Below are 26782 nucleotides of genomic sequence, written 5' to 3'. Positions count from 1 at the left end.
CGTAATGCCAGCGGCTACACCTGTGGAACGAAAGGCGCGCGGCGAACGGGTCATCCCCTGTTCGCCGCACGCCGCGACTGAGTTCGAAAACTTACTTCTTCTTGCCGGCGATGGCCTTGGCCGGGCCCTTGCGCGTGCGCGCGTTGGTGTGGGTGCGCTGACCGCGCACCGGCAGACCGCGACGATGACGCAGGCCGCGATAGCAGCCGAGGTCCATCAGACGCTTGATGTTGATACCGACCTCACGACGCAGATCGCCCTCGACGAGATAGTCGCGGTCGATCACTTCGCGGATCTGGAGCACTTCGGCGTCGCTGAGCTGATTGACGCGACGATCCTCGGGGATCTTCACCTTCTCCATGATGTCACCGGCGATCTTCGGGCCGATGCCATGGATGTACTGGAGCGCGATCAGCACGCGCTTGTTGGTGGGAATGTTCACGCCGGCAATACGGGCCACGGCCTTCTCTCCTGTCGCCGATCCTCGTCAGGATCGGGCTTTAAGTGCTTGCTTTCTCGGGCAGGTGTTCACAAACGCGAACACGACGCCCACCCCCGGTCTTCCTGGGGCCCGGCATCGTCTGAAACTATCCGACTTGGATGCGGGGCTTATTAAGGGATTCCAGGGGCTTTCGTCAACCGCTGCTAGCGTTTGGCTCGCTTTTTCGTGACCTTTTTTGCGGCCTTTTTGGCACCCTTTTTGAGAGCCTTCTTGACGGTCTTTTTGGCTGCCTTCTTTGCCGTCTTCTTGGTTGCCTTCCCTGTGCCCTTCACGGCTTTCTTGACGGCCTTTTTGGGGGATTTGGCGGCCTTTTTGGTCGTTTTCGCCGGTTTTACGGCCGCCTTCCTCCCCGCCTTGGCCTTCTTGGCCGGAGCCGCCTTGGCCGCACTTCTGGCATGGGTCTTGGGCTCGACCGCCCCGAGCGCTAGGAGCAGGCGGTGGATGGCACGGGTGACCTCGTCGATGGCCATCATGCCGTCGATGGTCGAGAGCTTCCGCCGCTCGGAATAGTAGTGAATCAGCGGTTCCGTCTGGCTGCGGTAGCTGGCGAGGCGCTTGGTCAGGACCTCCGGGGTGTCGTCGACCCGGACCTCCTCCCCGCGCTCGCGCATCTGGGCGACGCGGGTCTCGACGCGGTTCAAGAGCGCGCTTTCATTGACACGCAGCTCGATCACCGCATCAAGCTTGAGATGCTTGTGCTTGAGCAGTTCGTCCAGCGCCACGGCCTGCGGCACTGTGCGCGGGAAACCGTCGAGGATGAAACCGTTCTTGGCGTCCGGCTGATCGATTCGGTCGGAGATGATTCCGACCACGATCTCGTCGGGCACGAGGTCGCCGCCGGCCATGATCTCCTTGGCCTTCAGCCCGACCGGCGTTCCGGCCGCTACGGCCGCGCGCAGCATCTCGCCGGTCGAGAGCTGGACGATGCCATAGCGCTGCACCAAGAGCTGCGCCTGGGTCCCCTTGCCCGACCCCGGCGGTCCCAGAAGTATAATTCTCATCGGCGTACGCCCCCCGGATTGGTGAGCGATACGTCGCGCACCTGTGTTTGAAGATATCAAGGACAGTGCAAACCATAATCGGCGCCGCACCGCCACCCATATCATAGGGGAGCGGATGGGCTGACGCCAAGAAGGGCTTTGAAATCTGTGATTGAGCCGCAGTGAGAGCAGCTCTGCCGATGCGGCCGATGGCTGGCTGGTGCCGTGCAGGCGCCGCGCGTTGCTGGCACGGCGAATCGGCGGCGCAATCGCGCCGCCTTCAGGGGACGCCGCGCTTAGCGGCGGCGGCCGCGCAGTTTCGACTTGCGGATCAGGCCTTCGTACTGATGCGCCAGCAGATAGCCCTGCACCTGCGCCACCGTGTCCATGGTGACGCTGACGACGATCAGCAGCGAGGTGCCGCCGAAGTAGAACGGCACCGAGGCGTAGGAGATCAGGATCTCCGGGATCAAGCAGACGATCGCCAGATAAATCGCACCTAACACGGTGATACGCGACAGCACGTAGTCGATGTATTCGGCGGTGCGCTCGCCGGGGCGAATGCCCGGAATGAAGCCGCCATGCTTCTTCAGATTGTCCGCGGTCTCGGTCGGGTTGAACACGATCGCGGTGTAGAAGAACGCGAAGAACACGATCAGCGCCAGATACATGATCAGGAACAGCGGACGGCCGTGGCCGAGCTGGGTGGTGATCCACTGGAACCATTCCGGCCCGCTGCCGGCGTTGAAGTTCGCAACGGTGGTCGGCAGCAGCAGCAGCGAGGATGCGAAGATCGGCGGGATCACGCCCGAGGTGTTGAGCTTGAGCGGCAGATGCGAGGACTGGCCCTCGAACATCTTGTTGCCGACCTGGCGCTTCGGATACTGGATCAGCAGGCGGCGCTGCGCGCGCTCCATGAACACGATGAAGGCAATCACGGCGACTGCCATGATGATGACGACCAGGATCAGACCGGTCGACATCGCACCCTGACGGCCGAGTTCGAGCATGTTGGCGAGCGCGGCGGGCAGCTCGGCGACGATGCCGGCGAGAATGATCAGCGAGATGCCGTTGCCGATGCCGCGCGAGGTGATCTGCTCGCCCAGCCACATCAGGAACATGGTGCCGCCGGTCAGCGTGATCGCCGTCGACAGGCGGAAGAACATGCCGGGATCACTGACGACGTTGCCGGCGCCCTCGAGGCCCACCGCGATACCGTAGGACTGGAACGCGGCCAGGATGACGGTGAGATAACGCGTGTACTGGTTCAGCGTCTTGCGGCCAGCCTCGCCTTCCTTCTTCAGCGCCTCGAGCTGCGGCGAGACGGTGGTCAGGAGCTGGATGATGATCGAAGCCGAGATGTACGGCATGATGTTCAGCGCGAAGATCGCCATGCGGTGGATGCCGCCGCCGGCGAACATGTTGAACATGCCGAGGATGCCGCCCGCCTGGGACCGGAACACCTGTTCCCAGATGTTGGGATCGATGCCGGGCAGCGGGATGTAGGTGCCGAGCCGATAAACGAGTAGCGCACCCAGGGTGAACCAGATGCGCTTCTTCAGTTCGAAGGCCTTGGCAAACGCGCCGAAATTGAGATTGGCTGCCAGTTGTTCCGCTGCAGAGACCATCTTGGACTTTCTCCCGCCGCCTGTTGCGCCGTCATGCCCGCGGCCGGGCTACTTTAGCGGACGCCGGACATTATCTGGGGCTCGGCTTCGATAAGTCCATCGTCCCGCATGCGTAAAGGCCCGCGAGGCGCGGGCCGATGACGCAGTTGTTACGCCGCCTCGCCTTCTTCCTTCGCAGGGGCGAGGATCTTCACCGAACCGCCGGCCTTCTCGACCGCCGCGATCGCGGTCTTGGAGGCGCCGTGCACTTCAATGTTGAGCTTGGACTTGAGCTCGCCGCGGCCGAGCAGCCGCAGACCGGCCTTGGCGCGGCGCAGCACGCCGCCCTTCACCAGGGCCTCGACGTTCACGACGCTGCCGGCGTCGATCTTCTTGGCATCGACCGCTTCCTGGAGCCGGTCGAGATTGATCTCGGCGAACTCGACGCGGAAGATGTTGTTGAAGCCGCGCTTGGGCAGACGGCGATGCATCGGCATCTGGCCGCCTTCGAAACCCTTGATGCGCACGCCCGAACGCGCGGTCTGGCCCTTGCCGCCGCGGCCGGACTGCTTGCCCTTGCCCGAACCGATGCCGCGGCCGACGCGCATACGCTTCTTGCGCGAGCCGGCGTTGTCGGCGATATCGCTGAGCTTCATCGCCCTTCTCCTTGTGTCTTGCGCACGATCTTCACCGAAACCGGGTGCCCGCTTTTCGGAATCCTGCGCCGCTTCTTACTTCTCGTCGACGATGCGGACGAGATGGTGAACCTTCTCGATCATGCCGCGGACCGCCGGGGTATCCGGCAGTTCGCTGGTGCGGCCGATCTTGTTGAGCTTGAGCCCGATCAGCGTCGAGCGCTGCGAGTGATGGCGGCGGATCGCGCTGCCAGTCTGCTCGAGCTTGATCGTCTTTGCGGCCTTGGCCATGGGAGTCTACTCCGAAAAGCTTCCGTTAGTCGGCAGCCGCCTCGGCGTCACCGCCGATACGACGGGACTGGAGGGTGGACACCTTGATGTTGCGGCGGGCAGCGACCGAGCGCGGCGAATCCTGATGCTTCAGCGCGTCGAAGGTCGCGCGAACCATGTTGTACGGGTTCGACGAGCCGATCGACTTCGCCACCACGTCCTGGACGCCGAGCGTCTCGAACACGGCGCGCATCGGGCCGCCGGCGATGATGCCGGTACCGGCCGGGGCGGCACGCAGGTAGACACGGCCCGCGCCATGACGGCCGGCGATGTCGTGATGGAGCGTGCGGCCCTCGCGCAGCGACACGCGGGTCAGGTTGCGCTTGGCGGATTCGGTCGCCTTGCGGATCGCCTCAGGCACTTCGCGCGCCTTGCCGTGACCGAAGCCGGCGCGGCCCTTCTGATCGCCGATCACGACCAGCGCTGCGAAACCGAAGCGCTTGCCGCCCTTGACGACCTTGGCCACGCGGTTGATGTGGACGAGCTTGTCGACGAACTCGCTGTCGCGCTCCTCGCGCTCCCTGCGTTCACGTCCGCCGCCGCGTTGATCGCGTCCACCACGTTGTTCGCGTTCAGCTGCCATGGTTTTTCCAATCCTTCAGAGGCTTACGCCCCAATCCTCAAATTCTGTTAGAAGCTCAGCCCGCTCTCACGCGCGGCGTCGGCGAGAGCCTTGACGCGCCCGTGATAGAGATAGCCGCCGCGATCGAACACGACTTCCTTGACGCCCTTCTCCACCGCGCGCTCGGCGAGCAGCTTGCCGACCGCCTTCGCCGCATCGATGTCGGCGCCGGTCTTGCCGCCGTCGCGCATCGACTTCTCGAGCGAAGAGGCAGAGGCCAGCGTCTCGCCCTTGAGGTCATCGATGACCTGGGCGTAGATGTGCTTGGACGAGCGGAACACCGATAGGCGCGGACGGCCGCCACCGGAGCGGCGCAGCTTCAGCCGCACACTCCGCTTGCGCCGGGCATTCGTAACCTTGGCTTTCGACATGACCGGCTCCGTTACTTCTTCTTGCCTTCCTTGCGGAAGATGAATTCGCCAACATACTTCACGCCCTTGCCCTTATAGGGCTCCGGCGGGCGATAGGCGCGGATCTCGGCCGCAACCTGGCCGACGCGCTGGATGTCGCTGCCCGACACGGTGATTTCGGTGGGCTTCGGCACGGCGATCGTGATGCCTTCCGGGATCGGATAGATCACGTCATGGCTGTAGCCGAGCGCCAGCTGGAGGTTCTTGCCCTGCATCGCAGCGCGGTAACCGACGCCGGTGATCTCGAGCTTCTTCTCGAAGCCCTTGGTGACACCTTCGACCAGATTAGCGACCTGGGCGCGAGCGGTGCCGTACAGGGCCCGCGCGCGGTTGGTCTCTGCCCGCGGCTTGACCTTGATCTGGCCGCTCTCGAGCTTCACCTCGACGTCGTCATGGACGACGAACTGAAGCTGGCCCTTCGGCCCCTTCATCTTGACGGTCTGGCCGTCGACGGTCGCGGTAACACCCGACGGAACCGCCACAGGCTTTTTGCCAACACGTGACATGGATGAAAAATCCTTCTCAGAACACCGTGAAGAGGACTTCACCGCCCACATTCGCGTCGCGCGCGCTGTGGTCGGCCATGATCCCCTTCGGCGTCGACAACACCGAAATGCCGAGCCCGTTGTTGACCCGCGGCAGAGCCTTCACCGAGGCGTAAACGCGACGCCCGGGCTTGGAAACACGTTCGATCTCGCGGATGACGGGCTCGCCGTCGAAATACTTCAGCTCGATCTCGATCTCGCTGCGGCCCGAGGGATGCTCGAGCGTGGCGTAACCGCGGATGTAGCCCTCGGACTTCAGGACCTCGAGCACGTTCTCGCGCATCTTCGAGCCGGGCGTGGAGACCTTGGTCTTGGAGCGCATCTGCGCGTTGCGGATGCGGGTGATCAGATCGCTGATTGGATCGTGCGTAGACATCTAAACGACCCTCCTTACCAGCTCGACTTCACGAGGCCCGGGACCATGCCCCTGGAGCCAAGGTCGCGCAGCGCGATACGGGACAGCTTGTTCTTGCGATAGTTCGAACGCGGGCGGCCCGACAGCTCGCAACGCATGCGGATGCGGGTCGCCGACGAGTTGCGCGGCATTTCCGCCAGCTTCAACGTCGCAGCGAAGCGCTCTTCCATCGGCAGCTTCTTGTCGGCGATGATCGCCTTCAACCGCTCGCGCTTGGCGGCGGCGTTCTTCACCATCCGCTTGCGCCGGTTGTTCTTCTCGACTGAACTCTTCTTTGCCATGCTTGGCTCCTGGGTATCCGCGTTTGAGAGGCTCTAGGTCAGCGTCTCACTGCCGGAACGGGAAATTGAAAGCGGTCAACAAGGCCCTCGCCTCTTCGTCGGTCTTGGCCGTGGTGCAGACGGTGATGTCCATACCGCGGGCTTCCGCGACCTTGTCGAAGTCGATCTCGGGGAAAATGATGTGCTCCTTGATACCGAGCGAATAGTTGCCACGACCGTCGAAGCTCTTCGGGTTCAGGCCGCGGAAGTCGCGGACGCGCGGCAGCGCGACATTCACCAGGCGATCGATGAACTCGTACATGCGGGCCTTGCGCAGCGTGACCTTGCAGCCGATCGGCTGGTTCTCACGCAGCTTGAAGGTCGCGATCGCGATGCGCGAATAGGTCACGATCGCCTTCTGGCCGGCGATCTGGGTCAATTCGGCAGCGGCGGTCTCGGCCTTCTTGCGGTCGTTGACGGAATCGCCAACGCCCATGTTCAGCACGACCTTGTCCAGACGCGGAACCTGCATGACGTTCTCGTAACCGAACTTCTCGGTCAGAGCCGTGCGGATCTTCGCATCATATTCCGCGCGCAGGCGCGGCGTGTAAGCGGCCTCAGCCATCGATCTCAGCTCCCGAGCTCTTGGCGATGCGGACCTTCTTGCCGTCCGCCAGAATCTTGAATCCGATGCGGGTCGGCTTTCCGTCCTTGCCGACATACGCGATATTGGACAGTTGGATCGGCGCCTCTTTCGAGATGATGCCGCCCTCCTGGGCCTGCGTCTGCTTCTGGTGACGCTTGACCATGTTGATGCCGCGCACGAGCGCGGTGCCGGCGTCGGGGCGCACCTCGAACACCTCGCCGGTGCGACCCTTGTCGCGACCGGTCAGCACGACGACCTTGTCGCCCTTGCGGATCTTCGCAGCCATCACAGCACCTCCGGCGCGAGCGAAATGATCTTCATGTGGTTCTTGGCGCGCAGTTCGCGCGGCACGGGCCCGAAGATACGGGTGCCGACCGGCTCGGCCTGGTTGTTGATCAGGACGGCGGCGTTGCGGTCGAAGCGGATGACCGAACCGTCGGCGCGGCGGATGTCCTTGCGGACGCGCACCACGACGGCCTTCATCACGTCGCCCTTCTTCACCTTGCCCCGCGGGATAGCTTCCTTGATCGAGACGACGATGATGTCGCCGATCGTCGCGTAGCGGCGCTTGGAGCCTCCCAGCACCTTGATACACATGACACGGCGTGCGCCAGAATTGTCGGCCACGTCGAGGTTGGTCTGCATCTGAATCATTGATGCACCTCGTCCTCTTTCTCTTTGCGCCAGCCCAGCCGGCGCTCAACATTTCCCTGAAATCAGTCGGCTAAAGCCAACAGATCAGGCGCTTTTCTTGTGCTCGCCCCGGATCACGACCCAGCGCTTCAACTTCGAAATCGGCTTCGATTCCTCGATCCACACCACGTCGCCCGGCTTGAACTGGTTGCTCTCGTCGTGCGCGTGATAATTCTTCGAACGGCGGATCGTCTTCTTGTAGATCGGGTGCGTGAAACGGCGATCGACGCGCACCACGATGGTCTTGGCTTGCTTGTCGCTGACGACCACGCCCTGCAAAGTACGTTTCGGCATCTTCGTAAGCCTCTTACTTCTTCTTGGCGCGCGTCTGCGCGGCGACGGTCTTGATCCGGGCGATGTCACGGCGGGCCTCGCGCAGGCGCGAGGTGTTCTCGAGCTGCCCGGTGGCGCGCTGGAAGCGCAGGTTGAAGCGCTCCTTCTTCAGGTTCAGGATGGCATCATCCTGCTGGTCGGGGCTCATCGCGCGGATGTCTTCGATCTTCATCTGGGCCATGGCCATTACTCCGCAATGCGCTCGACGAAGCGCGTCTTGATCGGCAGCTTGGCGGCCGCCAGGGTCAGCGCTTCACGCGCCGTCTGGGTGTTGACGCCGTCGATCTCGAACAGCACCCGGCCCGGCTTGACGCGCGCGACCCACAATTCCGGCGACCCCTTGCCGGAGCCCATGCGGACTTCGGCCGGCTTCTTCGACACCGGAACGTCGGGGAACACGCGGATCCAGACGCGGCCGGCGCGCTTCATGTGGCGGGTCAGCGCGCGGCGGGCGGCTTCGATCTGGCGCGCGGTGACGCGCTCAGGTTCGGTCGCCTTCAGGCCGAACTGGCCGAACGCCAACGTCGCGCCCGAAGACGCAACGCCGTGGATGCGGCCCTTATGCGCCTTCCGGAACTTCGTTTTCTTAGGTTGCATCATGGCTTTAAGCCCTCAAATTCTTGGTGCAGATCAGGCTGCAGCCGTATCGCGGCGCTGACGGCCACCACGATCACCACTGCCGCCCGTCTCGCCCTCGGCCATTCTCTTGTCCTGGGCCATCGGATCGTGCTCGAGGATCTCACCCTTGAAGATCCAGACCTTGACGCCGCAGGTGCCGAAGGTCGTGAACGCGGTCGCAACACCGTAGTCGATGTCGGCGCGCAGCGTGTGCAGCGGCACGCGACCTTCGCGGTACCACTCCATGCGCGCGATTTCCGCGCCGCCCAGGCGTCCCGAGCAGTTGATGCGGATGCCTTCCGCGCCGAGACGCATCGCCGACTGCACGGCGCGCTTCATGGCACGGCGGAACGCCACGCGGCGCTCGAGCTGCTGCGCGATCGACTCGGCCACCAGCGTCGCATCGAGCTCCGGCTTGCGGATCTCAACGATGTTGATGACGACGTCGGACGAGGTGATGTCCGCGACCTTCTTGCGCAGCTTGTCGATGTCGGCGCCCTTCTTGCCGATCACCACGCCCGGACGGGCCGAATGGATGGTGACGCGGCACTTCTTGTGCGGACGTTCGATCACGATGCGGGCGACGGCCGCCTGCTTGAGCTCCTTGTGCAGGATCTCGCGGATCTTGACGTCCTCGTGCAGCAGCTTGCCGTATTCCTGCTTGCCGGCGAACCAGCGGGAATCCCAGGTCCGGTTGATGCCAAGACGCAGACCGATCGGATTGATCTTTTGACCCATCGTGTTCTCCTGCGCCCTTAAGCGGCTGCTTCGGCTTCGACCTGACGAACGATGATCGTCAGCTGCGAAAATGGTTTGTAGACACGGCCCGAGCGGCCGCGGCCGCGGGCGGCGAAGCGCTTCATCACGAGGCCGTTGCCGACGAAGGCCTGCGCCACGACGAGATCATCGACGTCGAGATCGTGGTTGTTCTCGGCATTGGCGATAGCCGATTCCAGGCACTTCTTCACGTCGACCGCGATCCGCTTGCGCGAAAACTGCAGGTCGGCGAGCGCGGCAGACGCCTTCCGGCCGCGAATGAGCTGGGCGACCAGGTTGAGCTTCTGCGGGCTCACCCGCAGCATCCGGGCGACCGCCTTGGCCTCATTGTCGGCGAGGCTCCGTTCGCGCTTAGGTTTGCTCATCGTTTAATCCTCAAGCCTTCTTGGCTTTCTTGTCGCCGGAGTGGCCATGGAAGGTCCGGGTCGGCGAGAACTCGCCGAACTTGTGACCGACCATTTCCTCGTTGACGGCCACCGGCACGTGCTTCTGACCGTTGTAGACGCCGAAGGTCAGGCCGACGAACTGCGGCAGGATCGTCGAGCGACGGCTCCAGATCTTGATGACGTCGTGACGGCCGGACGCGCGCGCGGCATCTGCCTTCTTGAGCAGAGAACCCTCGACGAACGGGCCTTTCCAGACTGAACGAACCATGTCCGGCGTTCCTTACTTCTTCCGCTTGTGGCGGCTTAGGAGAATGAATTTGTTGGTCGACTTGTTGGTGCGGGTCTTCTTGCCCTTGGTCGGCTTGCCCCACGGGGTGACCGGGTGGCGACCGCCCGAGGTACGACCTTCACCACCGCCGTGCGGATGGTCGATCGGGTTCATCGCAACACCGCGGTTGTGCGGGCGACGGCCCATCCAACGCTTGCGGCCGGCCTTGCCGATCGAGGTGTTCATGTGATCCGGGTTCGACACCGCGCCGATCGTGCCGCGGCACCGGCCGTGGACCAGACGCTGCTCGCCCGAGTTCAGGCGGATGATGACGTACTCCTGGTCACGACCCACGAGCTGGGCGTAGGTGCCCGCGGAACGGGCGAGCTGGCCGCCCTTCCCGATCTTGACCTCGATGTTGTGGATGATCGTGCCGACCGGCATGTTGCCGAGCGGCATGACGTTGCCCGGCTTCACGTCGACATAGTTGCCGGCGATGATGGTGTCACCCACGGCCAGGCGCTGCGGCGCCAGGATGTAGGCCTGCTCGCCGTCCTGATACTTGATCAGGGCGATGAAGCCGGTGCGGTTGGGATCATACTCCAGCCGCTCGACGGTCGCGGGGACATCGACCTTCTCGCGCTTGAAGTCGACGGTGCGCAGCGTCTGCTTGTGACCGCCGCCGCGGAAGCGCACGGTGATGCGGCCGGTGTTGTTGCGACCGCCCGAGGACTTCTTGCCCTCGGTGAGCGCCTTCAGCGGCTTGCCCTTGTACAGGGCCGAACGATCGACCATGACCAGCTGGCGCTGGCCCGGCGTCGTGGGATTGAATGTCTTCAGTGCCATCGTCGTACGACCTTACAGACCGGTGGTGACGTCGATCCGGTGGCCCTCTTCGAGGGTCACGATCGCGCGCTTGGTGTTCGACTGCGAACCGAGATTACCGCGGAAGGCCTTGACCTTGCCCTTGCGGACCAGCGTGTTGACGCTCTTGACCTTGACGTCGAACAGCTTCTCGATCGCTTCCTTGATCTGCGGCTTGGTTGCCTTCGCGGCCACCTTGAACAGCACCTTGTTGTGCTCCGAAGCGATCGTCGCCTTTTCGGTCACGACCGGCGACAGGATCACGTCGTAGTGGCGAGGCTCGATGTTCTTCGTCATTTGAAGCGCGCCTCCAGCGCATCGATGGCGGCCTTGGTCAGAACGAGCTTCTGACGGCGCAGGATGTCATAGACGTTGATGCCCTGGATCGGCAGCACGTCCATGTTCGGGATGTTGCGGGCCGCCGCGGCAAAGCCGTTGTTGAGCTCCGCGCCATCGATGATCAGCGCGTTGGTGAGCCCCAGGCCCGAGAAGTGACCGAGCAGCGCCTTGGTCTTGGCGGTTTCCAGCGCGGCCTTCTCGATCACGACGAGATCGCCGTCCTTGGCCTTGGCCGAGAGCGCATGCTTCAGCGCCAGCGCGCGGACCTTCTTCGGCAGGTCGGTGGCGTGCGAGCGCACCACCGGACCGAAGGCACGGCCACCGCCGCGGAACTGCGGCACGCGGGCCGAGCCGTGACGAGCACCGCCGGTGCCCTTCTGCTTGTACATCTTCTTGCCGGTGCGCCAGATCTCGGCGCGGCCCTTGGCCTTATGCGTGCCGGCCTGGCGCTTGTTGAGCTGCCACTGCACGCAGCGCGCGATGATGTCCTCGCGCGGCTCGAGGCCGAAAATGGCGTCGGACAGCTGGACCGAGCCGGCTTCCTTACCTTCGAGGGTGGTGACCTTCAATTCCATCTCACGCCTCCTGCGCAGCCGGAGCGGCTTCCGCGTCGCCAGCAACCTTGAACTTGCCGGGCTTCGGAGCTTCCTTCGGCAGCGGCTTCTTGACGGCGTCGCGCACGCGGATCCAGCCGCCCTTGGAGCCGGGAACGGCGCCTTCGACGAGGATCAGGCCGCGCTCGACATCGGTCTGGACGACACGAAGATTGAGCGTGGTGATGCGATCGACACCCATATGGCCGGGCATCTTCTTGTTCTTCCAGGTCTTGCCGGGGTCCTGACGGCCACCGGTCGAACCGATCGAGCGGTGCGAGATCGACACACCGTGCGTGGCGCGCAGACCGCCGAAGTTCCAGCGCTTCATACCGCCGGCAAAGCCCTTACCGACCGAGGTGCCGGTGACGTCGACGAACTGGCCGACGACGAAGTGATCGGCCTGGATCTCGGCGCCGACGGGGATCATGGCATCCGCGGTGACGCGGAATTCCTCGACCCGGCGCTTCGGCTCGACCTTGGCGACGGCGAACTGGCCGCGCTCGGCCTTGGGCATGTAAACGGTCTTGCGGCTGCCAGAACCGAGCTGGAGCGCGACGTAACCATTCTTCTCTTCGGTGCGGTGGCCTACGACCTGGCAATTGCCGAGCTTCAGCACGGTCACGGGGATATGTTCGCCGGCCTCCGTGAAGACCCGCGTCATCCCGACCTTTTGTGCGATCACTCCGGAGCGCATCGGCTTGCTTCCTGTTCTTTCTGTCCTTGCGGACTAGCTAATCTTCGTTGTGAGCAAGACCCGGTCCGAAAACCGTTGCCCACTTTTCGGGGTCTTGCTCAGAGCTTGATCTCGACGTCGACACCGGCGGCCAGATCGAGCTTCATCAAAGCATCGACGGTCTGCGGGGTCGGATCGACGATGTCGAGCAGGCGCTTGTGAGTGCGCATCTCGAACTGTTCGCGGCTCTTCTTGTCGACGTGGGGCGAACGGTTGACGGTGAACTTCTCGATGCGGGTGGGCAGCGGAATGGGTCCGCGGACCTGCGCGCCGGTGCGCTTCGCCGTGTTCACGATCTCACGGGTCGACGTATCGAGGATACGATGGTCGAACGCCTTGAGACGGATACGAATGTTTTGGCCGTTCATTGCCGTGCTTTCTTTAGTGGGTGGCGAGTAGCGAGTAGCGAATGTCACCATTCGCTACTCGCCGTCCCTATTCTCGTAATTACTCGATGATCGAGGCGACGACGCCGGCGCCGACGGTGCGGCCGCCTTCGCGGATCGCGAAGCGGAGCTTCTCTTCCATCGCGATCGGCACGATCAGGTGCACTTCCATCGCGATGTTGTCGCCCGGCATCACCATCTCGGTGCCTTCCGGCAGGTGCACGACACCGGTCACGTCGGTGGTGCGGAAGTAGAACTGCGGACGGTAGTTGGTGAAGAACGGGGTGTGGCGACCGCCCTCTTCCTTGGTGAGGATGTAGGCCTCGGCCTTGAACTTGGTGTGCGGCTTGACCGAACCCGGCTTGGCCAGAACCTGACCGCGCTCGACGTCCTCACGCTTGGTACCGCGGAGCAGCGCGCCGATGTTGTCGCCGGCCTGGCCCTGATCGAGCAGCTTGCGGAACATTTCGACGCCGGTGACGGTGGTCTTCTGGGTCGCACGCAGACCGACGATCTCAATTTCCTCGCCGACCTTGACGACGCCGCGCTCGACACGCCCGGTCACGACGGTGCCGCGGCCCGAGATCGAGAACACGTCTTCAACCGGCATCAGGAACGGCTGGTCGATCGGACGCTCCGGCTGCGGGATGTACTCGTCGACGTTGCGCATCAGCTCGAGGATGGCATCGTGGCCGAGCTTCTTGTCCGAATCTTCGAGAGCGGCGAGCGCCGAACCCTTGATGATCGGGATCTTGTCGCCGGGGAATTCGTACTTCGAGAGCAGCTCGCGGACTTCGAGCTCGACGAGCTCGAGCAGCTCCGGATCGTCGACCATGTCGCACTTGTTGAGGAACACGACCAGCGCGGGCACGCCGACCTGGCGGGCGAGCAGGATGTGCTCGCGGGTCTGCGGCATCGGGCCGTCAGCGGCCGACACGACCAGGATCGCACCGTCCATCTGCGCGGCGCCGGTGATCATGTTCTTGACGTAGTCGGCGTGGCCGGGGCAGTCGACGTGGGCGTAGTGGCGGTTCGTGGTCTCGTACTCGACGTGGGCGGTCGAGATGGTGATGCCGCGAGCCTTCTCTTCCGGCGCCTTGTCGATCTGATCGTACGCGGTGAACGTCGCGCCGCCGGTCTCGGCGAGGATCTTGGTGATCGCCGCGGTCAGCGACGTCTTGCCATGGTCCACGTGACCGATGGTGCCGATGTTGCAGTGCGGCTTGGTACGTTCAAACTTTGCTTTGGCCATTTGACTCTCCGTTCAATCGTCAGCTTGAGACCGACGACAATCAGGCAAACTTCTTCTGGACTTCTGCCGACACGTTGGCCGGCGCTTCTGCGTAGTGATCGAACTGCATGGTGAAGGTCGCGCGACCCTGGCTCATCGAGCGCAGATTGTTCACGTAACCGAACATGTTCATGAGCGGCACCATCGCGTTGATGACGTTGGCGTTGCCGCGCATGTCCTGACCCTGGATCTGACCGCGCCGGGAGTTCAGGTCGCCGATGACCGAGCCGGTATAGTCCTCCGGGGTCACCACTTCGACCTTCATGATCGGCTCGAGCAGGACGGACTTGCCCATCTGGAGCGCTTCGCGGAAGCAGGCGCGCGAGGCGATTTCGAAGGCGAGCGCCGACGAGTCGACGTCGTGATACTTGCCATCGACGAGCTGCACCTTGACGTCGACCACAGGGAAGCCCGCGACCACGCCGGACGACAGCACGCTCTCCAGGCCCTTCTCGACGCCGGGGATGTATTCCTTCGGCACCGCGCCGCCGACGATCTTCGATTCGAACTCGTAGCCCTTGCCGGGCTCGTTCGGCTCGACGATGAACGACACGGCCGCGAACTGGCCGGTACCGCCGGTCTGCTTCTTGTGGGTGTAGCTGTGCTCGACCCGCTTGGTGACGCGCTCACGGAAGGCCACCTGCGGCGCACCGATGTTGGCGTCGACCTTGTAGGTGCGCTTGAGGATGTCGACCTTGATATCGAGATGGAGTTCGCCCATGCCCTTGAGGATGGTCTGGCCGGACTCGTGGTCGGTCGACACGCGGAAGGACGGATCCTCCGCAGCGAGCTTGGCCAGCGCCACGCCCAGCTTCTCCTGGTCGGCCTTGGACTTCGGCTCGATCGCGATCTCGATGACCGGCTCGGGGAATTCCATCTTCTCCAGGATCACCTGCTTGTCCGGATCGCACAGCGTGTCGCCGGTGCGCGCTTCCTTCAGGCCGGCCAGCGCGACGATGTCGCCGGCATAGGCTTCCTTGATGTCTTCGCGGTTGTTCGCATGCATCAGCAGCATGCGCCCGATGCGCTCCTTCTTCTCGCGGGTCGAGTTCACGACGCCGGTGCCGCTCTGCAGAACGCCGGAGTAAATGCGGCAGAAGGTGATGGTGCCGACGAACGGGTCGTCCATGATCTTGAACGCGAGCAGCGCCAGCGGCTCTTTGTCGTCCGCCTTGCGCACGACTTCGTTGCCCTTGTCGTCGGTGCCCTTGATCGCGGGCACGTCGAGCGGCGACGGCAGGTAGTCGACGACGGCGTCGAGCAGCGGCTGCACGCCCTTGTTCTTGAAGGCCGAGCCGCACAGCACGGGATAGAACGCGCCGGTCAGCACCGCCTTGCGGATCAGGCGCTTGAGGGTCGCCTCGTCCGGCTCCTTGCCGTCGAGATAGGCGGCCATGGCATCGTCGTCGAGCTCAACGGCGGCTTCCACCATCTTCTCGCGGTATTCCTTGGCCTGGTCGACCAGGTCTTCCGGAATGTCGACATAGTCGAACTTCGCGCCGAGCGCTTCATCGTTCCAGACGACGCCCTTCATCTTCACGAGGTCGACGAGACCCTTGAAGTTGTTCTCGGCACCGATCGGAAGCTGGATCGCGACGGGCTTGGCGCCCAGACGGTCAACGATGTCGGACAGGCACTTGAAGAAGTCCGCACCGATCTTGTCCATCTTGTTGGCGAAGACGATGCGCGGAACCTTGTACTTGTCACCCTGGCGCCAGACGGTCTCGGTCTGGGGCTCGACGCCCTGGTTCGAGTCGAGCACGCAGACGGCGCCGTCGAGCACGCGCAGCGAACGCTCGACTTCGATGGTGAAGTCGACGTGGCCGGGAGTGTCGATGATGTTCAGGCGCTTGCCGGCCCAGAAGGCGGTGGTCGCAGCCGAGGTGATCGTGATGCCACGCTCCTGCTCCTGCTCCATCCAGTCCATCGTCGCGGCACCTTCGTGCACTTCGCCGATCTTGTGGCTCTTGCCGGTGTAGTAGAGGATGCGCTCGGTCGTCGTCGTCTTGCCGGCGTCGATATGCGCCATGATACCGAAGTTACGGTAGTCCTCGATGGCATGTTGGCGGGGCATGGGGTGTTCCTTGCGAGTCCGTTTGTTTCGCCGTTACCAGCGATAGTGCGAGAAGGCGCGGTTGGCTTCCGCCATCCGGTGCACGTCTTCACGCTTCTTGACGGCGTTCCCACGGTTGTTCGACGCATCCAGCAGCTCAGCCGAGAGCCGCTCGGTCATGGTCTTCTCGTTGCGCTCGCGCGCGGCCGAGATCAGCCAGCGGATGCCCAGCGCCTGACGGCGGGTCGAGCGAACCTCGACCGGCACCTGGTAGGTCGCGCCGCCGACGCGGCGGGAGCGAACCTCGATCGTCGGCATGACGTTCTCGAGCGCCTGCTCGAACACGCCGAGCGGGTTCTGCTTGGTCTTGGATTCGATGATGCCGAACGCACCGTAGACGATACCTTCCGCGACCGACTTCTTGCCGGCGTACATCACCGAGTTCATGAACTTCGTGACGATGATGTTCCCGAACTTCGGATCGGGAAGAACTTCGCGCTTTTCCGCTGAGTGGCGACGAGACATTGAGCTGGTTCCCGCTTACTTCGGACGCTTCGCGCCGTACTTCGAACGACGCTGCTTACGGTTCTTGACGCCCTGGGTATCCAGAACGCCGCGGAGGATGTGGTAGCGCACGCCGGGCAAGTCCTTGACGCGGCCGCCACGGATCATGACCACCGAGTGCTCCTGGAGGTTATGACCCTCGCCGGGGATGTAGCCGATCACCTCGAAGCCGTTGGTCAAGCGCACCTTGGCGACCTTACGAAGCGCCGAGTTCGGCTTCTTCGGGGTCGTGGTGTAGACGCGAGTGCAAACACCACGCTTCTGCGGCGACTGCTGCAGCGCCGGCACCTTCTTGCGCGACTTCTGCACTTCCCGCGGTTGAGCGATCAGCTGGTTGATCGTCGGCATCCTGGCCTTACCCTTTGTTCTAGCGCAGACCCTTCCGGATCCGCTTTCTTGCCGCAGCCCGTTGCCGGGACTGCAAATTCTGCTCGAGCTACCTGCCCGACGAGGCCGCCCTGCGCAGATCAATCCGCGCAAAGCGAAATTGCGCCAACCGCTCCATCACTGAGCGGAAAGCGCTTCGACGCCACAGAGGACCGCAGTAGTTCGACCGGTCAGCACAATGCCGCGGCCCGCGCACTGAGGTCATGCATCCGAGTTCGATCCCATGAGAACGTGCTCAAGAGAACTAAAATCGCACTGGCATTGCCTAGCTATGATCGACAGCGTTTGAGCGGCATTCGTCGAGGTTGGTGCCCGCCTTTACGACCCCTTGTGGATCTAGTCCTTGAGGATCAAACGGGTGGCCCGTTCCGACGCTGGCGATGCTCACCGCCTGTCGTTAAGTGAGGCGCTTTCTATAAGTGAGAATCGGTCAAGTCAAGGTGAAACGACAGTCACAAAGCGCCTCAGCGCCTGCAAAAATAGCCTCTTGGCCGCCTCCCGGCGCCAGCCTGAGATGGGGACGAAGCGCTTGATTTGTCAGATCCGAACGAAATTATACCCGGGCGAAATGTAGTTTTATTATCAAAACTGAGGCCTTTTTCCTGCCCATGCACAAATCAGCTGGCTGGCGGCGGCTTTCCAGCTTCCCTGGCGTGCCGCGATGCTCGGTCTCGCGGAGATTTCGGCAGTACTAGTCGACCCGCGACGGGCCGGTGCGCCCAAGCCAAATATCGAAAAAGTCCGCGGCTTGGCGTCGGCCGAACGCCTTGCGTCAGGGAATCACTGAGTCGGTGCTGGTCCGCGCATCGGGAACGGCGTTCTGTGCGCAGCCGAACGCCCCCAGTCATTCCTCCTCGTCGTCCTCATCACCCTCGAGGTCTTCATCCTCGCTGTCGTCGTCGGCGTGAGCCGCCGCGCCATGGGGCTGGTGAATCTGATCGTTCCACAGCTTGCGATAGGTGCCGTTCCTGGCGAGCAGTTCGGCATGGGAGCCGCGCTCGATCGCCTTGCCACCTGAAATCACGATGATCTCGTCCATCTCGACCACCGAGGCCAGGCGGTGGGTCGACCAGATCATGGTACGGCCCTTAGCGACCTTCAGCAGCGTGCGGTTGATCGCGGCTTCCGTGGTCTGGTCGAGCGCCGAGGTGGCTTCGTCCAGCAGCAGCACGGATGGGTTACGGATGATCGCGCGCGCGATCGCGATGCGCTGGCGCTGGCCGCCTGAGAGCGTTTCGCCGCGCTCGCCGACCGGCGTGTCGTATCGCTGCGGCAGGCCCATGATGTAGCGGTGGATCTCGGCCTTCTTGGCCGCCTCCTCCACCTCTTCGTCGGTCGCGCCCTCCTTGCCGAGCCGGATGTTCTCGCGGATCGACATGTTGAACAGCATGTTCTCCTGGAACACCACCGCCATGCTCCGGCGCAGCGAATCCAGCGTCACCTTGCGGACGTCAACGCCGTCGATGGTGACGCGGCCTTCGTCGGGCACGTAGAGCCGCAGGATCAGATTGAGCAGCGTGCTCTTGCCGGAGCCCGAGGGACCGACGATGGCGATGCGCTTGCCGGCCTTAAGCTTGAGACTGAGATTGTCCAGCACCGGCGTCTGGCTACCTTCGTATTGGAACGTCACGTGGTCGAAGGTGATGTCGTTGGTGATGCGCGGCAGGTCGGGCGCGCCGGGGCGATCGGCACCGCGCGTCGGCTCGTCGAGCAGCTCCTGGATGTGCCGGATCGCAGCGGCCGAGGAGATCGACACTGGAATGAAATGCATCACATGGGCGATGTTGTAGGAGACCTCCCAGAACGCGCTCTCGAAGGTGACGAAGGTGCCGATGGTGATCTGGCCCTTGGTCGCAAGATATGCGCCGATCGCGAGCACGACCAGGTGCAGGAGCAGCACCGAGATGGTGACCGTCCGCTCCACCATGGTCGACAGGAATGCGGCCGAGGCGATCTTGTTGCGCGTCTCGTCGTTGCGGAAGGTGAAGAAGCCGAACATCTTGCGTTGCAGGCTGAACGCCTTGATCACCGCCTGCGCCGCCACGTTCTCCTGCACCATGCCGAGCAGCGCGCTCTCGTTGAGCTTCTGCTCGTAATTGGCCTGCACCGCCTTCGGGGTGAGGATGCGCGGGCCGATCAGCGTGATCGGGAACACCAGCAGCGCGACCACCGCAAGCTGCCAGTTCAGGAACACCATCAGGATGATGCCGGCGATCAGTTCCAGGAACGGCAGCGCTGCGCTGTTGGCAAAGCTCTTGACCGAGCCTTCGAAGGCCGAGAGATCGACGGAAAAGCGCGACAGGATCTCGCCGCGCTTGGTGCGGCCGAAATAGGCCGCCGGCAAATCCTGGACATGCTCGAACAGGCGTTTGCGCACGTCGGAAATGATGCAGGCAGCGAGCCGCGCGTCCCAGCGCTCGTACCAGACAGCGACAATCGAGGTGAAGATGCCGGCGGCCGCGAGCACGCCCAGGATCTTGTAGAGGGCCTGGAAGTCCTCCTCGCCGAGCGCGTCGTCGATCAGGTACTTCAGGCTGAGCGGCATGATGACGTTGAACAGCGTCTCGACGCAGACGCCGAACGCGACGAATGACAACATCCGCTTGTAGTTGGTCAGATAGGGCCTGATGAACCCGACGATGGTGGCGAGCGCGCCGGCGGCCTCGCGCGCGGTAAAGACGACGAGGTCCTCGTCCTCATCGTCGTCATCGAGCTCCAGCTCGTCCTCGCCCTCCTCGTCTTCGAGTTCCGGCTTCGCGGCGGCGGCGAGCTTGTCGTCGAGCTCGGCCGCCTCTTCCGCGGCGAGCTTCTGTTTGTCGGGCGAGAGGGGCTTGGACGCCATAAAACCAACCGATGCTGACGGCCGGCATGACCGCAGAGAAAGCAGCAATAGCGGCAGCCGCTATTGCACCGATTCTATGCCATCAAGATGAATTCGGCAAAGCAATTGGCGAAGGCGCCCGACGTCTTGGACTAGTCGTCGTCCTCGACCTTGTCGAAGAAGGAATAGCGCAAGCTGTCAGCGTCGGCGTACCACTGGCCGGGCCCCTTGCTCGCGGCGAGCGTCGCCTCCCAGAGCGCATCGGTGCAGTCCTTGCGGTGCATCGACAGATCGAAGCCGTTGCCGAAGAACAGTTCGGACCACTCCCACCAGGTGCCAAGCTTCTTGACCCCGCGCAGCAGGTCGTAGCGGTCGATCAGTGCCGGCGCCATGTCCGACGTAATCGAGCCGAACACGAGGCCGGTCTTGACCACACGATTCAGCTCGCGAATCGCGCGGACCACCTGCTTCGGCGAAACGTGGCAAAGGCTGGTCTCGAACACGAAGTCGAACGCACCGTCCTTGAACGGCATGTCGGTGATCGAGCCGAGCTTGTTGTACTTCTTCAGCGCCTTCGGCGTTTTGGCGTGAATGGCGCGGTTGTTCTCGATTCCCCATGCATCGATGCCGCGATCGCGCAGCGCACCGACCAGCTCGCCGCTGGCAGAGCCCGCGACCAGCAGCTTGGCGCCCTTCGCCTCGCCCCAGACGATGCCGATCAGGCTCGTGAGATAATCGGGATCGGTGAAGTGGCGCCACGCCTCGTCATAGGGACCGAGGCCGCGATAGTTCTCGAAATAATCGCGGTCGATCTTGTCGGAGAGCGGCTTGTCCTCCTGCGCGCGCTCGCGTCGCAGGCGCATCATCTCGGTGAGGATGATGTCGGTCGCCGCGTCCGAGGAGTCGAGCAGACCGTTCAGCGTCGAGTCGAACAGGTAGTCGCCGACCACCACGATGCCGGGATGCTGCTTCGGCTCGGGCCGGTGATTGGTCATGACGTCGCGCACCGGCAGACCGCCCGGCAGCGCGTTCACCGACGACAGCCAGCGGTGGATCTTGCCTTCCATGAAATGCGAACGCGCATCGCCGAGCGATGCCGGCAGCGATTTCAGCGCCGCCTCGATCAGCTCCTGGTCCGACAGGTTGGCGAAGGCCAGCGCGTCGGAGCCGGGAATGAGCCAGTTCAAGACGCCGTGCTTGCCGACGTCGTGGCGCGCGCCCTCGTTGTAGACGCAGCAGCCGCCGAAGGCCTCCGACATGAACCAGGCGCCGGGTATCCTCTCGCCCCAGAACGGCGTGTCGAACAGGATCGAGACGCGCAGGTAGTGCGCCGGGCGGTCGAAGTACGAGACGTGCTTGACCATCGACTTGCGCAGCTGCTCGCCTTCCCAGCCGACGGTCGCGAGCCAGGAATGCGGCAGGCACATCAGCACGAGATCGAAGTCGCGCGTCTCCGGCCCCTTGCCGTTCATCATCTTGAGCTGATAACGGCCGGTCGGGGCCTTGCCGACGGTGAGCACCCGGTGATTGAGCTGGATGTCGGCATTGACCTCCGACTGCAGGCACTCGATCAGCTGCTCGTTGCCGTTCTGGATGGAATAGAGGCCGATATAGCCGTCGACATCCATCAGATAGTTCTTGAGCGCATTGAGGCCGTTGGTGTTGTGGCTCTCGGTCGCGATGTCCGAGCGCGCCATGACCTTGAAGAAACGCTTTGCCGTCTCGTCCTCGACCTCCTCGTCGAGCACCTGCTCGGCGGTCTTGTAGGCCCAGGGGTTCTCGTTGTCGTGCGCGCCGACGCCCTCGTAATACTCGATCGGCGACATCACCTCGGTGCAGCGCTTGCGGAACGCCTCGATCGCGGCCGCGGTCTTGGCGCCGTATTTGCGGCGCATGCCAGCGATGTCGTTGAGGAGCTCGCCGCCGAACTGCACCTGCTCGGCATCCATCGGAATGGTCTGAAGCCCGAAATGCTGGATCAGCTCGCGCAGCGGATCGGGCCCGGTCATCGAGTAGTCGTAGATCTCGGCAACGCCGGCCTCGTACATCGCGGGCGCGGAATCGAATTTGCGCGTGACGATCTTGCCGCCGAGCCGGTCGGACGCCTCGAAGATGGTGACGCGGCAGAGGTCGCCGAGCTTGCGCTTCAGATACCAAGCGCTCATCAGCCCGCCGGGGCCGCCGCCTACGATTGCGAGATCAAGCATGTGAGTTCCGTGGTCTCCGGCCCTGCCCCCGTCACGGGACCACCGGTCTAAGCTCTCCTAGCAGAAGCGCTTTTGCGGCTGAAGGAAAGATGAACAAAGGCTGATCCCGCATAGCAGCAAACACAGAAAGCAGCAAAAAGGCCGGCAAAAGCCGGCCTTTTCATTGTCCTCGGTATTCTTACGGATGAACCATCATTCAGCCGGCGGCAGCGCCATTGGCTCCGCTTCCGGCGCGGGCGACACGACGGCCGCCTGCTTCTCGCGCTCGTCCAGGATCAGCTTGTCGCGCTTCATGGCGACTTCGCGGATCTTGGCCATGGAGGCGCCGGTGCCCGCCGGGATCAGCCGGCCGACGATGACGTTCTCCTTGAGGCCTTCGAGCGGATCGATCTTGCCGTTGACCGCCGCTTCCGTGAGGACGCGGGTGGTCTCCTGGAACGAGGCCGCCGAGAAGAACGAGCGGGTCTGGAGGCTCGCCTTGGTGATGCCGAGCAGAACCGGCGTCCCCGTGGCGGGCTTCTTGCCCTCTTCCTTGGCCTTCTCGTTCAGCGCGTCGAACTCGATCTTGTCGACCTGCTCGCCGGAGATCATGTCCGTGTCGCCCTGGTCGGTGACTTCCACCTTCTGGAGCATCTGACGGACAATCACCTCGATGTGCTTGTCGTTGATGAGCACGCCCTGGAGCCGGTAGACCTCCTGGATTTCGTTGACCAGGTAAGCCGCAAGCTCCTCGATGCCCTTCACCGCAAGAATGTCGTGCGGCGCCGGGTTGCCTTCCACGATGAAGTCGCCCTTTTCGACGACGTCGCCGTCCTGAAGGTGGATGTGCTTGCCCTTCGGGATCAGGTACTCGCGCGGCTCCTCGGTCTTGTCCATCGGCTCGATCGAGATGCGACGCTTGTTCTTGTAGTCGCGTCCGAACCGGATGGTGCCCGCGATTTCGGCGATGATCGCCGCATCCTTCGGACGCCGTGCCTCGAACAGTTCCGCCACCCGCGGCAGACCGCCGGTGATGTCACGCGTCTTGGCGCTTTCGGTCGAGACACGGGCGAGGATGTCGCCCGGATTGACCTTGGCTCCGACGTCGACCGAGAGAATGGCGTCGACCGACAGCATGTAGCGGGCATCGCCGCCACGGGGGAGCTTGAGCACCTTGCCGTCCTTGCCCTTGACCACGATGGCCGGACGCAGGTCCGAGCCGCCGCGGGTCGAGCGCCAGTCGATAACCACGCGCTTGGCGATACCGGTGGCCTCGTCGAGCGTTTCCGAGATCGATTGCCCCTCGACCAGATCCTCGAAGCCGATCGTACCTTCGACTTCGGTGAGGAGCGGACGGGTATAGGGATCCCACTCGACGACGCGCTGGCCGCGCTTAACCATATCGCCTTCGTCCACGTGCAGGCGCGAGCCGTACTGGACACGGTGCGTCGCACGCTCGGTGCCGTCGGCATCGACGATCGCCACCACCATGTTGCGCACCATCGCGATCAGATGACCTTCGCTGTTGCGGGCGATGGCCTTGTTCCTGATCACGATCTTGCCGTCGAAATTGGCTTCGACGAAGGACTGCTCGTTGAGCTGCGCCGCACCGCCGATGTGGAAGGTGCGCATGGTGAGCTGGGTGCCCGGCTCGCCGATCGACTGCGCCGCGATGACGCCGACCGCTTCGCCGTGGTTGACCGGCGTGCCGCGGGCGAGGTCGCGGCCGTAGCACTTGCCGCAGATGCCGTTGACGAGCTCGCAGGTCAGTGCCGAGCGGATCTTAACCTCCTGCACGCCACCCTGCTGGATGGCGTCCAGATGGCTCTCTTCCATCAGCGTGTCGCGCTTGATGATCACCTTGCCCGAGCTGTCACGCACGTCTTCGCAGGCCGTGCGTCCGAGGATGCGCGAACCGAGCGAAGCAACGACGGTGCCGGCATCGACGATGGCGCGCATCTTGATGCCGAGCTTGGTGCCGCAGTCGCTCTGCGTGATGATGCAGTCCTGCGCCACGTCGACGAGACGACGGGTCAGGTAGCCGGAGTTCGCGGTCTTCAACGCGGTGTCCGCGAGGCCCTTGCGGGCGCCGTGGGTCGAGTTGAAGTACTCGAGCACCGAGAGGCCTTCCTTGAAGTTCGAGATGATCGGCGTCTCGATGATCTCACCCGACGGCTTGGCCATCAGGCCGCGCATGCCGGCGAGCTGGCGCATCTGGGCCGGCGAACCGCGGGCACCGGAGTGAGCCATCATGTAGATCGAGTTGATGTCGGCGTCGGCTCCGCTCGCCGTCTTCTTGGTGGCGGAGATCTCCTTCATCATCGCCTTGGCGATTTCTTCCGTGGCCTTCGACCAGGCGTCGACGACCTTGTTGTACTTCTCGCCATGCGTGATCAGACCGTCGTTGTACTGCTGCTCGAAATCCTTCGCCAGCGTACGGGTGGTATCGACGATCTTCCACTTGCCGTGCGGCACGACCATGTCGTCCTTGCCGAACGAGATGCCGGCCTTGAACGCGTTGTAGAAGCCGAGCGCCATGATGCGGTCGCAGAAGATCACCGTCTCCTTCTGGCCGCAATGACGGTAGACCTGGTCGATCACGCCCGAGATCTCGCGCTTGGTCATCAGCTTGTTGATGATCTCGTACGAGATCCGCGGGTTCTTCGGCAGCAGATTGCCCAGCATGACGCGGCCGGCGGTGGTCTCGATCCAGCGCTTGGAGACCTTGCCGGTCTCGTCCATGCCTTCCCACCGGTACTTGATCTTGGTGTGGAGGTGGATGACCTTCGCGTGCAGCGCGTGCTCGAGCTCGGCCATATCGCCGAACACCTTGCCCTCACCGGGCAGGCCTTCACGCATGATCGAGACGTAGTACAGACCCAGCACGATGTCCTGCGACGGCACGATGATCGGCTGACCGTTCGCCGGATGCAGGATGTTGTTGGTCGACATCATCAGCACGCGCGCTTCCAGCTGCGCTTCAAGCGACAGCGGAACGTGCACGGCCATCTGGTCGCCGTCGAAGTCGGCGTTGAACGCGGAGCAGACCAGCGGGTGCAGCTGGATCGCCTTGCCCTCGATCAGCACAGGCTCGAACGCCTGGATGCCGAGGCGATGCAGCGTCGGCGCGCGGTTGAGCAGCACCGGATGCTCGCGGATCACCTCATCCAGGATGTCCCAGACCTCGGGACGCTCCTTCTCGACCAGCTTCTTGGCCTGCTTCACGGTGGTGGACAGGCCCTTGGCGTCAAGCCGCGAGTAGATGAACGGCTTGAACAGTTCCAGCGCCATCTTCTTCGGCAGGCCGCATTGATGCAGACGCAGCTCGGGACCGACCACGATCACCGAACGGCCCGAATAGTCGACGCGCTTGCCGAGCAGGTTCTGACGGAAGCGGCCCTGCTTGCCCTTGAGCATGTCGGCGAGCGACTTCAGCGGGCGCTTGTTGGCGCCGGTGATGACGCGGCCCCGGCGGCCGTTGTCGAACAGCGCATCGACCGCTTCCTGAAGCATGCGCTTCTCGTTGCGGATGATGATGTCCGGCGCGCGCAGCTCCATCAGCCGCTTCAAGCGGTTGTTGCGGTTGATGACGCGGCGGTAGAGGTCGTTGAGGTCCGACGTGGCGAAGCGGCCGCCGTCCAGCGGCACCAGCGGACGCAGGTCCGGCGGGATCACCGGGACCACGGTCATGATCATCCATTCCGGCTTGTTGCCGGAGTGGCGGAACGCTTCCACGATCTTCAGGCGCTTGGCGAGCTTCTTGTGCTTGATGTCGGAGTCGGTCTCCTGCATCTCGACGCGCAAGGAGGCCTCGAGCTTCTCCAGGTCCATGCCCTTGAGCAGCTCGCGGATCGCTTCCGCGCCGATCATGGCGGTGAAGGAATCCTGGCCGTACTCGTCCTGCGCCTTCAGATACTCGTCTTCAGACAGGAGCTGACGGTCCTTCAGCGCGGTGAGGCCCGGCTCCAGCACGACGTAGTATTCGAAATAGAGGATCCGCTCGAGATCCTTCAGCGTCATGTCCAGCAGGAGGCCGATGCGCGAGGGCAGCGACTTCAGGAACCAGATGTGGGCGACGGGTGCTGCGAGCTCGATATGGCCCATGCGCTCGCGCCGGACGCGCGACAGCGTGACCTCGACCGAGCACTTCTCGCAGATGATGCCCTTGTACTTCATGCGCTTGTACTTGCCGCACAAGCACTCGTAGTCCTTGATCGGCCCGAAGATGCGGGCGCAGAACAGCCCGTCGCGCTCGGGCTTGAAGGTACGGTAGTTGATGGTCTCCGGCTTCTTGATCTCGCCGTAGGACCAGGACAGAATCTTTTCTGGAGACGCGATCGAGATCCGGATCTGGTCGAAGACCTGAGCCGGCGTCGTCGGATTGAAGAGATTCATAATTTCTTGGTTCATCGTCTTCTCCTCGCGTGCCGGTCGCCTCCGGCCGCAAATTCGAAAATCACTTAGCGGGGCGCCCTGCCCCTCAAGGCCTCAGGCCGGGCGCCAACGCCCGGCCGCGAAGGCCGGGCATGACAGGT

31 protein-coding genes are annotated in these 26782 nt (G+C 63.3%); all 31 read right to left on the bottom strand.

Annotated elements, in window-relative coordinates; translation table 11 throughout:
* Window positions 1–91: 91 nt before the first annotated feature.
* Window positions 92–460 carry a 30S ribosomal protein S13 gene (gene rpsM / locus ACNJX8_RS17155; RefSeq protein WP_027574068.1) on the bottom strand — a complete coding sequence of 123 codons (369 nt, stop codon included), beginning with the start codon at window positions 458–460 and terminating at the stop codon, window positions 92–94.
* 185 nt (window positions 461–645) lie between these two features.
* Window positions 646–1503 carry an adenylate kinase gene (locus tag ACNJX8_RS17150; RefSeq protein WP_439361416.1) on the bottom strand — a complete coding sequence of 286 codons (858 nt, stop codon included), beginning with the start codon at window positions 1501–1503 and terminating at the stop codon, window positions 646–648.
* A gap of 275 nt (window positions 1504–1778) precedes the next feature.
* Window positions 1779–3110, bottom strand: a complete 1332-nt coding sequence (secY, locus tag ACNJX8_RS17145) for a preprotein translocase subunit SecY (protein ID WP_439361415.1) — start codon at window positions 3108–3110, stop codon at window positions 1779–1781.
* A gap of 149 nt (window positions 3111–3259) precedes the next feature.
* Window positions 3260–3745, bottom strand: coding sequence for a 50S ribosomal protein L15 (rplO, locus tag ACNJX8_RS17140; RefSeq protein ID WP_008549236.1), 486 nt, complete (start codon window positions 3743–3745; stop codon window positions 3260–3262).
* A 75-nt stretch (window positions 3746–3820) separates the two neighbouring features.
* Window positions 3821–4015 carry a 50S ribosomal protein L30 gene (rpmD, locus tag ACNJX8_RS17135; RefSeq protein ID WP_011088137.1) on the bottom strand — a complete coding sequence of 65 codons (195 nt, stop codon included), beginning with the start codon at window positions 4013–4015 and terminating at the stop codon, window positions 3821–3823.
* 25 nt (window positions 4016–4040) lie between these two features.
* Window positions 4041–4637 carry a 30S ribosomal protein S5 gene (gene rpsE, locus ACNJX8_RS17130; RefSeq protein ID WP_014494507.1) on the bottom strand — a complete coding sequence of 199 codons (597 nt, stop codon included), beginning with the start codon at window positions 4635–4637 and terminating at the stop codon, window positions 4041–4043.
* Window positions 4638–4684: 47 nt separating this feature from the next.
* Entirely contained in the window at window positions 4685–5047 is a 363-nt protein-coding gene (rplR, locus tag ACNJX8_RS17125) for a 50S ribosomal protein L18 (protein ID WP_080137236.1), read from the bottom strand.
* Window positions 5048–5058: 11 nt separating this feature from the next.
* Entirely contained in the window at window positions 5059–5592 is a 534-nt protein-coding gene (rplF, locus tag ACNJX8_RS17120) for a 50S ribosomal protein L6 (protein WP_128933135.1), read from the bottom strand.
* Between the two features lie 16 nt (window positions 5593–5608).
* Window positions 5609–6007, bottom strand: coding sequence for a 30S ribosomal protein S8 (gene rpsH, locus ACNJX8_RS17115; protein WP_008549240.1), 399 nt, complete (start codon window positions 6005–6007; stop codon window positions 5609–5611).
* Between the two features lie 14 nt (window positions 6008–6021).
* The gene (rpsN, locus tag ACNJX8_RS17110; RefSeq protein WP_091894744.1) at window positions 6022–6327 is read right to left on the bottom strand and encodes a 30S ribosomal protein S14; all 306 of its coding nucleotides are present in this window, start codon (window positions 6325–6327) and stop codon (window positions 6022–6024) included.
* A gap of 46 nt (window positions 6328–6373) precedes the next feature.
* Entirely contained in the window at window positions 6374–6931 is a 558-nt protein-coding gene (gene rplE, locus ACNJX8_RS17105) for a 50S ribosomal protein L5 (protein ID WP_036017455.1), read from the bottom strand.
* The gene (rplX, locus tag ACNJX8_RS17100) at window positions 6924–7238 is read right to left on the bottom strand and encodes a 50S ribosomal protein L24 (RefSeq protein ID WP_024342453.1); all 315 of its coding nucleotides are present in this window, start codon (window positions 7236–7238) and stop codon (window positions 6924–6926) included. The genes rplE and rplX overlap by 8 nt, the downstream gene beginning before the upstream one ends.
* A complete protein-coding gene (gene rplN / locus ACNJX8_RS17095) occupies window positions 7238–7606 on the bottom strand; it encodes a 50S ribosomal protein L14 (RefSeq protein ID WP_008549246.1) in 369 nt (122 codons plus the stop codon). Before rplN ends, rplX begins: the two co-directional genes overlap by 1 nt.
* A gap of 84 nt (window positions 7607–7690) precedes the next feature.
* Complete coding sequence (rpsQ, locus tag ACNJX8_RS17090) at window positions 7691–7939, bottom strand: 30S ribosomal protein S17 (RefSeq protein WP_008549247.1); 249 nt, start codon at window positions 7937–7939, stop codon at window positions 7691–7693.
* Window positions 7940–7952: 13 nt separating this feature from the next.
* Complete coding sequence (gene rpmC, locus ACNJX8_RS17085; RefSeq protein WP_011088144.1) at window positions 7953–8159, bottom strand: 50S ribosomal protein L29; 207 nt, start codon at window positions 8157–8159, stop codon at window positions 7953–7955.
* Between the two features lie 5 nt (window positions 8160–8164).
* The gene (gene rplP, locus ACNJX8_RS17080) at window positions 8165–8578 is read right to left on the bottom strand and encodes a 50S ribosomal protein L16 (protein ID WP_008136349.1); all 414 of its coding nucleotides are present in this window, start codon (window positions 8576–8578) and stop codon (window positions 8165–8167) included.
* Window positions 8579–8608: 30 nt separating this feature from the next.
* Window positions 8609–9334 carry a 30S ribosomal protein S3 gene (gene rpsC, locus ACNJX8_RS17075; RefSeq protein WP_014494500.1) on the bottom strand — a complete coding sequence of 242 codons (726 nt, stop codon included), beginning with the start codon at window positions 9332–9334 and terminating at the stop codon, window positions 8609–8611.
* Window positions 9335–9351: 17 nt separating this feature from the next.
* Window positions 9352–9738, bottom strand: coding sequence for a 50S ribosomal protein L22 (rplV, locus tag ACNJX8_RS17070; protein ID WP_008549264.1), 387 nt, complete (start codon window positions 9736–9738; stop codon window positions 9352–9354).
* Window positions 9739–9748: 10 nt separating this feature from the next.
* A complete protein-coding gene (gene rpsS / locus ACNJX8_RS17065) occupies window positions 9749–10027 on the bottom strand; it encodes a 30S ribosomal protein S19 (RefSeq protein WP_008136357.1) in 279 nt (92 codons plus the stop codon).
* A 12-nt stretch (window positions 10028–10039) separates the two neighbouring features.
* Window positions 10040–10873 carry a 50S ribosomal protein L2 gene (gene rplB / locus ACNJX8_RS17060; protein ID WP_439361414.1) on the bottom strand — a complete coding sequence of 278 codons (834 nt, stop codon included), beginning with the start codon at window positions 10871–10873 and terminating at the stop codon, window positions 10040–10042.
* A 12-nt stretch (window positions 10874–10885) separates the two neighbouring features.
* On the bottom strand, window positions 10886–11188 hold the full coding sequence (locus ACNJX8_RS17055; RefSeq protein ID WP_018647244.1) for a 50S ribosomal protein L23: 303 nt from the start codon (window positions 11186–11188) through the stop codon (window positions 10886–10888).
* Window positions 11185–11805 (bottom strand): 50S ribosomal protein L4, encoded by a 621-nt coding sequence (rplD, locus tag ACNJX8_RS17050; RefSeq protein WP_091894751.1) that lies wholly within the window; start codon window positions 11803–11805, stop codon window positions 11185–11187. The genes ACNJX8_RS17055 and rplD overlap by 4 nt, the downstream gene beginning before the upstream one ends.
* Window position 11806: 1 nt before the next feature.
* On the bottom strand, window positions 11807–12520 hold the full coding sequence (rplC, locus tag ACNJX8_RS17045) for a 50S ribosomal protein L3 (RefSeq protein WP_025036993.1): 714 nt from the start codon (window positions 12518–12520) through the stop codon (window positions 11807–11809).
* Window positions 12521–12618: 98 nt separating this feature from the next.
* The gene (gene rpsJ / locus ACNJX8_RS17040; protein WP_002712302.1) at window positions 12619–12927 is read right to left on the bottom strand and encodes a 30S ribosomal protein S10; all 309 of its coding nucleotides are present in this window, start codon (window positions 12925–12927) and stop codon (window positions 12619–12621) included.
* A 79-nt stretch (window positions 12928–13006) separates the two neighbouring features.
* Window positions 13007–14197 carry an elongation factor Tu gene (tuf, locus tag ACNJX8_RS17035; protein ID WP_027574053.1) on the bottom strand — a complete coding sequence of 397 codons (1191 nt, stop codon included), beginning with the start codon at window positions 14195–14197 and terminating at the stop codon, window positions 13007–13009.
* Window positions 14198–14237: 40 nt separating this feature from the next.
* Window positions 14238–16310, bottom strand: coding sequence for an elongation factor G (fusA, locus tag ACNJX8_RS17030; RefSeq protein WP_128933132.1), 2073 nt, complete (start codon window positions 16308–16310; stop codon window positions 14238–14240).
* A gap of 33 nt (window positions 16311–16343) precedes the next feature.
* Window positions 16344–16814: a 30S ribosomal protein S7 gene (rpsG, locus tag ACNJX8_RS17025; protein WP_008136420.1), complete on the bottom strand. Its 471-nt coding sequence runs from the start codon at window positions 16812–16814 to the stop codon at window positions 16344–16346.
* A gap of 15 nt (window positions 16815–16829) precedes the next feature.
* Window positions 16830–17201 (bottom strand): 30S ribosomal protein S12, encoded by a 372-nt coding sequence (gene rpsL / locus ACNJX8_RS17020; RefSeq protein WP_007603006.1) that lies wholly within the window; start codon window positions 17199–17201, stop codon window positions 16830–16832.
* Between the two features lie 883 nt (window positions 17202–18084).
* Entirely contained in the window at window positions 18085–20082 is a 1998-nt protein-coding gene (locus ACNJX8_RS17015) for an ABC transporter ATP-binding protein (protein ID WP_439361413.1), read from the bottom strand.
* A gap of 131 nt (window positions 20083–20213) precedes the next feature.
* Window positions 20214–22268 (bottom strand): FAD-dependent oxidoreductase, encoded by a 2055-nt coding sequence (locus ACNJX8_RS17010; RefSeq protein WP_128940586.1) that lies wholly within the window; start codon window positions 22266–22268, stop codon window positions 20214–20216.
* A 192-nt stretch (window positions 22269–22460) separates the two neighbouring features.
* Window positions 22461–26657 (bottom strand): DNA-directed RNA polymerase subunit beta', encoded by a 4197-nt coding sequence (gene rpoC / locus ACNJX8_RS17005; RefSeq protein WP_128933129.1) that lies wholly within the window; start codon window positions 26655–26657, stop codon window positions 22461–22463.
* Window positions 26658–26782: the final 125 nt, after the last annotated feature.

Source organism: Bradyrhizobium sp. SPXBL-04, from assembly GCF_051853035.1.
In the GTDB taxonomy this organism is placed as follows: Bacteria; Pseudomonadota; Alphaproteobacteria; order Rhizobiales; family Xanthobacteraceae; genus Bradyrhizobium; species Bradyrhizobium zhanjiangense.
Note: the sequence above shows the minus strand (reverse complement) of the source record. Positions and strands in the feature narration are given on the sequence as shown.